The sequence below is a fragment of the uncultured Rothia sp. genome, assembly GCF_916049665.1.
In the GTDB taxonomy this organism is placed as follows: Bacteria; Actinomycetota; Actinomycetes; order Actinomycetales; family Micrococcaceae; genus Rothia.
In genome coordinates, this window is record NZ_CAJZIE010000025.1 from 16,544 (window position 1) to 27,802 (window position 11,259).

The window sequence follows — 11,259 nt, forward strand, 5'->3', positions numbered from 1 at the left end:
GAGGAGAATCACCCCGTGAGCAGCGGCACCCCCACCCCCACCGGCGCAATCAACCGCCGCGGCCCCTTCCGCCCCGGCGAGCGCGTCCAGATCACTGACGAACGCGGCCGCATCACCACCATCACCCTCGCCGAAGGCGGCGAATACCACTCCCACAAGGGCTTCCTCAAGCATGACGACCTCATCGGCGCACCCGAAGGCACCGTCATCGCCAACACTCACGGCATCCTCTACCAGGCGCTGCGCCCCCTCTACAAGGACTTCGTGCTCTCCATGCCGCGCGGCGCAGCCGTCGTCTACCCCAAGGACGCCGCCCAGATTATCGTCAAGGCTGACATCTTCCCCGGCGCGCGCGTCGTCGAGGCAGGCGTCGGTTCCGGTGCGCTGTCCATCGCCCTGCTACGTGCGGTCGGCGACTACGGTTGCGTGCACTCCTTCGAACGTCGCGAAGAGTTCGCAGACGTCGCCCGCGGCAACATCGAGACCATGTTCGGTGGCCCCCACCCGGCGTGGAAGCTGAGCATCGGCGACCTGCAGGACACCCTGCCGCAGGTTGAAGAGCCCGGCAGCGTCGACCGCGTCGTCCTCGACATGCTCGCACCCTGGGAGTGCCTGGACGCTGTGGCGGAGGCGCTCGCACCCGGCGGCGTACTCATCTGCTACATTGCGACCGTGACCCAGATGTCCCGCCTGGTTGAAGGCATGCGCCTGGACGGTCGCTTCACCGAACCCGAATGCGACGAAACCATTGTTCGCGGCTGGCACGTGGAGGGCCTGGCGGTTCGCCCCGACCACCGCATGGTTGCACACACCGCGTTCCTGGTCGTGGCTCGTCGCCTGGCTGACGGTGCGGTACGCCTGGCGCCGAAGCGTCGCGCATCCAAGACTGACTTCTCTGAAGAGGATATGAACGCGTGGATTCCCATGAATGTGGGTGAGCGCGAGGTGACCGATAAGAAGATCCGCCGCGCAGCCCGCGATGCGAAGAACCTCGCCGCTCACGCCGCACGCGCGAACGAGATTGCACTGGAACAAAACGGTACCGCGCAAAACGACGCAGCCGCTGAGCCGGCTGAATCCGCCGAATAATTTGAACCACCTTTGACCTGCGGGGGCACGGGCGTTGCCTGGAGCCCCCGCAGTGCACCCACCAGGCTACTCGCCCTACCCGACCACCCGCGCTGAGTAGCCGCCGACAAGGACGAACAGCTAAAGGAGCTACCGTGTCCACCCACGAATCTGCAGATCAGGCAGGAACCCCCCAGCACGGCACCGCCCACAGTGCAGCCAGCGCGGCACCGCACTACTCGGCTGCTTTCGGGTCGACCTCCCTGCCCGGCAGTCAGCCCGTCAGCGCGCAGGAGTATGACGCCGTGCTGCGTCGACTCTCTGCAGCGGAGGCAACCCGCGACAATATGAGCCGACAGATTCGTGGTGCGGGGGAGAAGAACCGCAAGCTCGTTGAGGCAATCACCAGCATGCGTTACCAGGTGGAGCGTCTGCGCGCCTCCCTGTCGCAGAATGTTATGCCGCCGCTGAATTCGGCGATTGTGCTGGCGGTACATGAGGGGCAGACCATGACCTACGAGCAGGTCGCCGATGATAAGACCCCCGCGGAGATTGATACGTACCTGGATGTTCAGGTGAGCGGCCGCATGATGCGTATTCCCGTGTCCCCGCTCATTGACCTGTCGACGCTCACCCCCGGCATGACCGTGCTGCTCAACGACAAGACCGAGGCGGTTCTCGCCCTGGATACCGAGCCCTTCGGTGACGTGGTGACCGTGCGCGAGGTACTGGATGAGCAGCGCGTGCTGGTTGATACCTCCTCGGGTGCTCAGCAGGTGGCGCGCGTGGCTGGTTCTCTCGACATTGAGCAGTTGCGCACCGGTGACGCGGTTACCCTCGATACGCGCACCCGCATGATTACCTCGCAGGTGCCTGCCTCCCGCTCGCAGGAACTCGTGCTGGAAGAGATTCCGGACGTCACCTACGAGCAGATTGGTGGCCTGGGCGCGCAGATTGAGCAGATTCGCGACGCCGTGGAGCTGCCGTACCTGCACCCCGAGATTTTTGAGCGCTACCACCTGGCACCGCCCAAGGGCATTCTGCTGTACGGTCCTCCCGGTAACGGTAAGACCATGATTGCTAAGGCCGTGGCGAACTCCCTGGCGGCTCGTGCGGCCGCGCTGAACCCCGGTTCGAATACCCGCGGCTACTTCTTGAACATTAAGGGCCCGGAGCTGCTCGATAAGTTCGTGGGTGAGACGGAGCGTCAGATTCGCGATATTTTCGTTGCCGCCCGTGAGAAGGCGGAGGCCGGTCACCCGGTCGTCGTGTTCTTCGACGAGATGGAGTCGCTGTTCCGCATGCGCGGTTCGGGTCGTTCCTCCGATATTGAGACGACCATCGTGCCGCAGCTGCTTGCCGAGATTGACGGCGTGGAGTCGCTACAGAACGTCATCGTGATTGGCGCGACCAACCGTGAAGACCTCATCGACGCCGCCGTGATGCGCCCGGGCCGACTCGACCTGAAGATTCGTATCAACCGTCCGGATGCCGCCGGTGCCGCCGAAATCTTCGGCCTGTACCTGACCGAGGACCTGCCCCTGGACGCCGCGGAGGTGGCAGCCGCCGGATCCGTCCGCGCCGCCCTGACCGCGATGATTGCGGCGGCGGCAGGTCAGCTGTACGCACGCACCCCCTCCACCGCGTACGCTGTGGCGACCGTGGATTCTTCCATGACGGTTGGTTCTGGTGCGAGCGCGAACCTGTCCACGCACACGCTGTACCGTGGTGATTTCGCCTCGGGTGCGGTGATTCGCAATATTGTGGACCGCGCGAAGAAGGCGGCGATTAAGGAGCAGTTGCAGGCGCTGACTGCCGGTGCGGACGCCTCGAGCGTGGGTATTGGTACCCGTCACCTGCTGGAGGCGGTACGCGCCGAGTTTGAGGACCAGGTGGATTTGCCGCCTCTGCCCGATATTGAGGATGCGCTCACCGTTGCCGGTGTGCGTGGCCGCCTGGTGTCGGTGGAGCCGGCGCGCTAAACCGAGCTACAAGCATGAGCCGGGCGGCGCGCATCCGCTAACCTGCGCGCTCAGCCCACACCTCGCGTTTACCCCGCACTACAACCAGCATTACCGCAGGTCCAGCCCTTTAAAGGTATATATTTTTCAGGAGAACCCCATGAACTCCACCCCCAGCTACGGCGTGCGCCGCATTATGGGTGCAGAAACCGAGTACGGCGTCATCGCGCCCTCCGCGCCGGGCACCAACCCGACCGTGCTGTCGGCACTGGTGGTCAACACCTACGCCAAGTTGGCGTTCCGCCGCGGCGCCGCATTCCGCGAGCAGCTGCAGCGCCGAGCCCTGGCGGATGAGCTGACCGCCGAGCAGGCACGCCAGGCAGAGAACTACTCGACCACCACCCCCGAGGGTCAGTGGCTGGGTGAGTCCGAGTCGCCGCTGCGTGACGCGTTCGGTCAGGTTCAGGACGCCTCCACCGCCCACTCGAGCCAGATGACGCACACCCGTACCGAGCTGACCAGCGAAGATATCGCCCTGGAGATTATGCGTGAGGCTGGCGTGCAGGCACCGGGTGAGCCCGCCGAGCCGCGTAGCGCCCTGGATGCGCTCGCCGGCGTGCACGGCCGCGGGGGTTTCCCGGAGCGTCTGGACTGGGACCGCGTAACCATGAACGCGATTCTGCCCAATGGTGCGCGCCTGTACGTGGATCACGCGCATCCGGAGTATTCCTCGCCGGAGGTGCTGACCCCCGCCGATGCGGTGCTCTATGACGCTGCCGGTGATGCGCTGGCGTACGAGTCGCTGGTGGAACTGGGCAACCACGGGCAGGATTTGCCGCAGGTGAAGCTGTACAAGAACAACACCGACTCGAAGGGCCAGTCCTACGGCGCGCACGAGAACTACCTGATTAGCCGCGAGGTTCCGTTCGAGCAGGTGGCGGATGCGCTCCTGCCGTTCTTTGCGACCCGCGCGATTTTCACGGGTGCGGGCCGTGTGGGTATTGGTACGCACGGCGAGGTTCCTGGCTTCCAGATTAGTTCGCGTGCTGATTTCTTTGAGCGCACGATTGGTCTGGAGACCACGATTCGCCGCCCGATTGTGAATACGCGCGATGAGCCGCACGCGGATGAGTCGAAGTACCGCCGCCTGCACGTGATTCCGGCGGACGCGAACCTCTCGCACTATTCGAACCTGTTGAAGTTCGGTACGGCGGCGCTGGTCATGAACCTGATTGAGTCGCACAGCGAGCAGGCTCCGGTGCTGCCGGGTGTGCGTCTGTCCGATCCGGTGGCGGCGATGCACGCGGTCAGCCACGATTTGTCGCTGTCGGTTCAGCTGCCGTTGTCACCTTCTTCGGCGACCCTGCCGAACCCGGTCTCCACGAGTGGTTCCGCGAGCGCCCTGCAGATTCAGCGCGCCTACTATGAGGCGTCCCGTGCGCATGAGGAGTCGAACCCGGCGGGTGTGGATGCTGCGACCGCGCAGATTCTCGACCTGTGGGGCGAGGTTCTGGACGCCCTGGAAACCAACCCGCTCTCGCTGGCTGACCGCCTGGACTGGGTGGCGAAGTATGCGCTGGTGCGCGGTTATGTCGCTCAGGGCGTAGATTATGCGAATCCGAAGTTGAAGGCTTTGGATTTGCAGTACGCTGATATTGACCCGTCGAAGAGCCTGTATCACCGTCTGGTGGCGCGCGGGCGCATGCGCACGCTGTTCTCTGCGGAGCAGGTGGAGCGTGCGACGACTGAGCCGCCGCGTGAGACTCGCGCGTTTTTGCGTGGCACTTTGATGGCGCGTTGGCCGGAGGAGATCCTGGGTATTAACTGGGATACGGTCTCGTGCCGCGGCAGGTATTCGAAAGATCTGACTCGTTTTACGATGATGGAGCCGACCCGCTACGGTGCCGCTGAGGTGGAGCCGCTGCTGGATGAGGTGAACCATTCGGATGCGCTGCTGAGCCGCCTGCGCCAGTAGCGCCTCACAGCCACTAAACCCACATAAACTCATATTCTTCCCCGGGGTGAATACCCCCATTCGGAAGAGTGAAAACCACATAACCCACAGGTAGGGTGCAGTACCCGGGTTGCGGCAGTCGGCGCGCATCGCCTTCGGCAACTTATTTACACACCCTGCCTGACCCCATCACTTGACGTTCAGACCGCCCCTAACCGGTCTGAACAAAACCCTTGAAGGAGAGAACCATGAGCCGCGAACGCATCAGCGCACAGCAGACCGAAACCACCGCAGCCGAGCAGGAGCAGGAACTGACCCTCGCCGCCTCCCACGTGGTTTCTGACGTGAGCGAGGTCGACGACCTGCTCGACGAAATTGACGGCCTGCTCGCTGAGAACGCTGAAGACTTCGTCACCGGCTTCGTCCAGAAGGGCGGCGAGTAACCGACGCACCTGCGCCGGGTCAGCATCATGGAACACCGTATTTTCGGCATTGAAAGCGAATTCGGGCTCAGCTACGTCCCGCACGGGCTCGGTCGGCTGAGCATCGAAGAATCCGCCGCCGCCCTTTTCAAGCCCGTCCTGGATCAGTGGCGTTCAACGAACGTCTTCCTGCCTAACGGTGGCAGGCTCTACCTTGACGTGGGTTCGCACCCCGAGTACGCCTCCGCCGAGTGCGGCAGCATTGATGAGCTGCTCGCGCAGGAACGCGCCGGTGAGTTGCTGTTCGCTGACCTGGCGCGTACCGCCCGCAAGCGCCTGCTCGCTGGTTCGGAGGGTCGCCCCCTCGACGGTGAACTGTACCTGTTCAAGAACAATGTGGATTCGGCGGGCAACTCGTACGGTAGCCACGAGAACTACTTGATCAGCCGTAAGCTGCAGTTCAACGACCTGATTGCCCAGCTCGTGCCGTTCCTGGTGACCCGCCAGATTCTGGTTGGTGCCGGTAAGACCCACCCGAAGGGTGGCCCGGTGCCCGGTTCGACCGACCCGGCGTCCAGCACGGGTGTGCCCTCGTATTCGTTCTCGCAGCGTGCCGACCATATTTGGGAGGCGGCATCCACCTCGACCTCCCGCGCTCGCCCGCTCATTAACACCCGCGACGAGCCGCACGCGGACGCGTCGAAGTTCCGTCGCATGCACGTCATCAACGGCGATTCGAACATGGCGGAGCCTACGACCCTGCTGAAGATTGCCAGCACCGACCTGGTGCTGCGCATGCTGGAGGACCGCTTCCCGGTTACGAGCCTGGATATTGTGTCTGTTCCGGCGGCTCTGCGCGCTATCAGCCACGATCTGACCGGCACCGCGACCTTTGAGACCACGGATGGTAAGCACTACACGGCGTTGAGCGTTCAGCGTCACTACCTGGATGCGGCACGCCAGTACGTGCAGCAGTACGGTGCGCACCACCATCACGTGGAATACGCCCTGGACCTGTGGCAACGCACCCTGGACGCTATCGAGTCCGGCGACTACAGCAGCATTGACACTGAGATTGACTGGGCGATTAAGAAGAAGCTCCTGGACGCGTACATTGCCCGCGCCCGCGCGGCTGGTCAGCCTGCCGATTATGCGAGCGCCCGCATCCGTCAGCTGGATTTGGCGTACCACGACATCGACCCGGAGCGTAGCGTCTTCCACGCGCTGGTTCGTCGCGGTGCGGTCAAGCGAATCCTGCCCGAGGGCGCTGCGGAGGCGGCGAAGACTCAGCCGCCGAACACTCGCGCCACCCAGCGCTCGCGTTTCATTAATGCGGCGGTTGCGGCGGGGGAGCAGTTCACCGTGGACTGGGTGCATTTGAAGCTCAACGCGTACCCGCAGCACACGCTCGTGTGTAAGGACCCGTTCGCTACCGGCAGCGAGGAGCTGGAAGAGGTGCTGAGCCTGCTGGAGTCTAAGGCGCGTCAGCATCAGGAGGCAGCATTCCCGCCGCCCTGCTAAATAGCGCCGCTACGTAGCTTCGCTAAACAGCACCGCCAGAAACGCCCTGATCAGGGGAAACCCGCCAGCGGTCGGGGTTCTCGGGCCTTCGGGAACACCCCGGCCGCAACACAGCCTGAACACAGCTACGTGCCGTAGCATAAAACAGCTAAACCTATACCTGTAAACTGTTCTGTGGCACACGGGCACTCACACGCCCCACTCTCACAGAAAACCCCAGAGGATAACACCATGACCAAACGCTCTAAGCTCACTATCTTTGGTGCCAGCGCGGCAGCTCTTGCGCTCGCACTGTCTGCATGTGGCGCACAGTCCAACAACGGCGACCTGTCTAAGGTGCAGTACACCTTGAAGCACGCGACCGCTGAGCCTGAGGCGTCTTTCGCGACTCCCTTCGCCGCTTCTAGCCCCTCCGCGTACGTGATTGAGGAAGGTAACGGCGAGTCCATCAACGATGGTGACTACGTGCTCGTTGAGGCTGCCGTGTTCAACGGCACCGACGGCAAGCTTAACGGTTCCACTTACTCCAGCGAGCCGATTCTGCTGCCGATTAACGATCAGTTGAAGCAGGCTGCACCGCAGGTGTACGAAACCTTGAAGAAGATTAAGGTTGGCGGTTCTTTCTCGTACACCACCAACGTTCTGCAGCAGCGCAGCACCGCGGGCGTGACCACTACGACCGCTTCGCCCGGCGCCGCAACCAACGTTGAGGTGTACACCGTGAAGACGAAGCTGCCCAAGTACGCAACCGGTAAGGCTGTTGAGGCTGACCCGTCGCTGCCGTCCTTCACCCTGGATGAGTCCACCGGCAAGGCTGAAATTAAGCTGCCCGACAACAAGCCGGAGGTCACCGAGCTGACCGCTAAGACCCTCATCGAGGGCGAGGGCGCCGAGGTCAAGGAAACCGACACCGTGTACGTGCGCTACATTGGCGTGCAGTACTCCGACGGTAAGGTCGTTGACGGCAACTACGACGCCGCCACCCCGATGGGTATCTCTCTGCAGGGCGTTATCAAGGGCTGGACTCAGGGTCTGAAGGGCAAGAAGGTCGGCTCCCGCGTTGAGCTGGTCATCCCGGCGGATCTGGCGTACGGTAACGACACCGGCGGTTCCAAGCCTTCGGGTCCCCTCGTGTTCGTGGTTGATATTCTGGGCGCGGAGGAGAACCCGCAGACCCTGCAGCGTGCTCAGGCTGCTTCTAGCGCGGCTGCTGCGGAGGCGTCCGCCTCGGCAACCGCTGATGCTTCTGCGACCGCAACCCCGGCAGCTACCGCTTCGGCTACCGCACAGTAGCCCGGCACCCACGTTTTTATATAGTGTTTTACACAGCGCTCGCCGCTTATCCTGTATGGGCGGCGGGCGCACCCACTATTTCGATTCATTTCGAACCAATCAAAGGAGACACCCATGTCTTTCGGTCAGCGTAACCTCGACCGCGAAAAGCCTGAAATCGATTTCCCCGAGGGCGACGCCCCCACCGAGCTGGTCATCACCGACCTGATCGAGGGCGCAGGCGCTGAGGTTGTTCCCGGCTCCCGCGTGCTCACCCACTACGTTGGTGTGGCTTTCTCCACCGGTGAAGAGTTCGACGCTTCTTGGAACCGTGGCGAGCCGCTGCCGTTCCAGGTGGGTGTTGGCCAGGTTATCCGCGGCTGGGATGAGGGCCTGCTTGGCATGAAGGTTGGCGGTCGTCGTCGCCTGGAGATTCCCGCCGACATGGCGTACGGTGACCGCGGCGCTGGCTCGGTCATTAAGCCCGGCGAGTCCCTGATTTTCGTGGTGGACCTGCTGGACGTCCGCTAAGGACTAGCCAGGTTCTCGCGCTTCTCACGTAAGACGCGCAGAGACACATAGCCCGGTGCTTTCTCCCGTTTGTGGGAGGGGCGCCGGGCTTTTGTGTACCCACATGCTGAGTAAGTGCCGCGGAACACACACGGTATGATGGAATCATGTCCACCGCAGCTCAGCTTTTCATGACCCTGAACCGCCTCGCCACCGCCGCCGAGGCGCCCGATACCGCAACCCGAACCCAGGGCATCAGCCGCACCGAGCTACTGACCCTGCTCGGTGTCAAGACCCGCGCGAACGGCTCCCTCAGCGAGTCCCAGGAACGCGCCTTTGAGCGAGCCAAGCAGACCCTACGTGATGCCGGCGCGCGCATCACCCACGTGACCACGGATCTGGGGGAGCGCTACCGCCTCGAACCCAGTAAGGCCGCACAGCTGCCCGCATGGAACCCCACCGCCGAAGAATTCCGCCTCATCAACACCATCCTGCGCGGCTGGGAAGGCACAGAACTGCAGGACGACGCCTACCGCATCCTGCGTAAGATTGCGCTGACTAGCGAGAACCTCACCGATGAGGCGCTCGCCGCCGCGAAGATCTTGGACCCGAAGACCGGCAAGCGTCAGCGCGCGAAGAGCCTGTACAGCTACCGTGAGCCCCTTCAGCGCATTTACTTTAGCGATAACCCGCACCTGAACGAGCTGTTCACCGCCTATGCGGAGCGTAAGACGGTCACGTTCACCTACCAGACTGCCGCCGGTGCGACCCGCACCCAGGAGAAGGTCAGTGTTGCCGGTATTGGTTACCGTTACGGCACCTGGTACTTTGTCGGCTACTACACCGAGAGCTCGGAGCGTAAGGAGTACACGTTCCGCGCCAGCCGCATTCAGAAGCTCACGATGCTTTCGCGTATCGATTCGACCCCCATCAACGCGACCTTCAACGCCAAGAACTGGCTTGAAGACATTCAGGGATACGAAGAGTACCTGTCCGTCGTGGAGGTCAACGCCGATTCCACGCTTTCGGCGCCCTTTACCGTGCCCTCGTACGGCACGATTGATAGCGCCGTGGCGGCGACCAGCTACAGCTGCGTTATCGAGCCACCCGCTGATTCAGCCTCTGCTGATTCGGGTTCCGAGGTTGCGCCCACCCGCCAGCGTGATAGCTACGCCGCCCAGCAGCAGCTCTTGCGCACCCTCACCGATCTGCACAGCGGCGCGGTCGAGGACCCCGGCACCTGGAGCAAGATTGACCAGCGTAACCGCAATAATGTCCTTGATGCCCTCGTCGACCTGATTCTGGGCCTGCACCGTGCCGACCGCTGGGCGAGCGCCCACGATGAAGAACCCATGCCGTTGAACCAGCTCAACGCCCTCTACAGTGTGGACACCGACAAAAACCGCGACCTCGGCAAGACAATCATTCCCGAGATTTTCGCGCAGGTAGACACCGTACCTTTCGACGCCGACCCCAAGGATCCGGACGCACTCAAGCCCAGCTACATTAACCTGCTGCCGGACTTTGGCGGCGCAACCCCGCACACCCTACTGGACTACGCGCGCCTCACCGACACTGAGCTCGCCATTCTGGTTTTCACCCTGTCTGCCGCAGATATTCTGCACCCGGCGGATGCGCGCCTGGGCAGTATCCGTGAGGCGCTCGCCGCCGCGTACCCGAATGCGCCTGTCTACGCGCAGCACCTGTGTTTCGCACCCGAGGAACCGCTGCTGCAGGAGGCGACCGCCGCCTTGAGCAGCGGCAACGCCGTGACGATTGGTTACGGTACCTCTGAGCGTGCCGCTGACCGCCTGGTCGACCCGTATGCGCTGGTGTTGCACCGCGATCACATGTACCTGCATGCGTGGTGCCGTACCGCTGAGGAACGCTACTATGCCGCGCGCGGTGAAGAAGTGCCCGAGTATGTACCCGAGGCTTTTGCTCACGCAGAAGCGAATAGCGAGGCAACGGACAGTGAGGCGGGGGAGAAGGAACCCAATTTCTGGCGTAACTTCCGCCTCACCCGCATCAACCACATCCACGAGGCGGGTGCGGGTCGTACCCACCCGGTCACCGGGGACACCGTGCCGAACTGGCACGCGCAGCAGCACAGCACCCAGACCAACCCCTTTGCTGAGCTGCGCATTCACCCGACCGAGCATATTCCCAGCGGTGAACCGCTCGATACCCTCACCGCAACGTACATACGTCGAAGCACCCACCACGTGAAGAAGGCTTCACGCACCCAGTACGTGCGCATCCACTACTACAACAACGCCCACGGTGCCGGCGATAAGAACATCCTCGATACCGTCATCGCGCACCGAGGTGCCCTGGAGCTCATCGGCCCGGCGCACCTGCGTGCGGCGCTGCTTGAGCAGTTGCGCATCCTCAACGCGAGTAGCCGCAGGGGTGCGTCTGTAGATGTGCCTGCAGGTGTGCCCGCAGAAAATTAGCACTTCACCCACAAGCAAAAACGCCCTAAAAACCCTTCCAAGGGGCCAAAACATTAACCTAAAACTTGTATAATGGTGCTCATGTCTTGGTGGTT

Annotated in this window: 8 protein-coding genes; all 8 read left to right on the plus strand. The window is 62.7% G+C overall.

Annotation, left to right across the window (positions count from 1 at the left end; translation table 11 throughout):
• Window positions 1-15: 15 nt before the first annotated feature.
• The 8 genes from QZ540_RS03775 to QZ540_RS03810 all read left to right on the plus strand — a co-directional run bounded on the left by QZ540_RS03775 (window position 16) and on the right by QZ540_RS03810 (window position 11,164).
• Window positions 16-1,089: a tRNA (adenine-N1)-methyltransferase gene (locus QZ540_RS03775; protein ID WP_294627868.1), complete on the plus strand. Its 1,074-nt coding sequence runs from the start codon at window positions 16-18 to the stop codon at window positions 1,087-1,089.
• A 134-nt stretch (window positions 1,090-1,223) separates the two neighbouring features.
• Entirely contained in the window at window positions 1,224-3,050 is a 1,827-nt protein-coding gene (gene arc, locus QZ540_RS03780) for a proteasome ATPase (RefSeq protein WP_294627870.1), read from the plus strand.
• Between the two features lie 139 nt (window positions 3,051-3,189).
• The gene (dop, locus tag QZ540_RS03785) at window positions 3,190-5,004 is read left to right on the plus strand and encodes a depupylase/deamidase Dop (protein WP_294627872.1); all 1,815 of its coding nucleotides are present in this window, start codon (window positions 3,190-3,192) and stop codon (window positions 5,002-5,004) included.
• Window positions 5,005-5,231: 227 nt separating this feature from the next.
• The gene (locus QZ540_RS03790) at window positions 5,232-5,426 is read left to right on the plus strand and encodes a ubiquitin-like protein Pup (RefSeq protein WP_005506016.1); all 195 of its coding nucleotides are present in this window, start codon (window positions 5,232-5,234) and stop codon (window positions 5,424-5,426) included.
• Between the two features lie 27 nt (window positions 5,427-5,453).
• Window positions 5,454-6,926: a Pup--protein ligase gene (gene pafA / locus QZ540_RS03795; RefSeq protein ID WP_294627874.1), complete on the plus strand. Its 1,473-nt coding sequence runs from the start codon at window positions 5,454-5,456 to the stop codon at window positions 6,924-6,926.
• A 231-nt stretch (window positions 6,927-7,157) separates the two neighbouring features.
• Window positions 7,158-8,219, plus strand: a complete 1,062-nt coding sequence (locus QZ540_RS03800; protein ID WP_294627876.1) for an FKBP-type peptidyl-prolyl cis-trans isomerase — start codon at window positions 7,158-7,160, stop codon at window positions 8,217-8,219.
• A gap of 114 nt (window positions 8,220-8,333) precedes the next feature.
• Complete coding sequence (locus tag QZ540_RS03805) at window positions 8,334-8,729, plus strand: FKBP-type peptidyl-prolyl cis-trans isomerase (protein WP_005508667.1); 396 nt, start codon at window positions 8,334-8,336, stop codon at window positions 8,727-8,729.
• A gap of 146 nt (window positions 8,730-8,875) precedes the next feature.
• The gene (locus QZ540_RS03810) at window positions 8,876-11,164 is read left to right on the plus strand and encodes a YafY family protein (protein ID WP_294627878.1); all 2,289 of its coding nucleotides are present in this window, start codon (window positions 8,876-8,878) and stop codon (window positions 11,162-11,164) included.
• The last annotated feature ends 95 nt before the right edge of the window (window positions 11,165-11,259 follow it).

Coding starts and splice junctions, on each gene's coding strand:
- dop (WP_294627872.1), top strand. CDS start 3,190: ATGAACTCCACCCCCAGCTACGGCGTGCGCCGCATTATGGGTGCAGAA.
- QZ540_RS03790 (WP_005506016.1), top strand. CDS start 5,232: ATGAGCCGCGAACGCATCAGCGCACAGCAGACCGAAACCACCGCAGCC.
- pafA (WP_294627874.1), top strand. CDS start 5,454: ATGGAACACCGTATTTTCGGCATTGAAAGCGAATTCGGGCTCAGCTAC.
- QZ540_RS03800 (WP_294627876.1), top strand. CDS start 7,158: ATGACCAAACGCTCTAAGCTCACTATCTTTGGTGCCAGCGCGGCAGCT.
- QZ540_RS03805 (WP_005508667.1), top strand. CDS start 8,334: ATGTCTTTCGGTCAGCGTAACCTCGACCGCGAAAAGCCTGAAATCGAT.
- QZ540_RS03810 (WP_294627878.1), top strand. CDS start 8,876: ATGTCCACCGCAGCTCAGCTTTTCATGACCCTGAACCGCCTCGCCACC.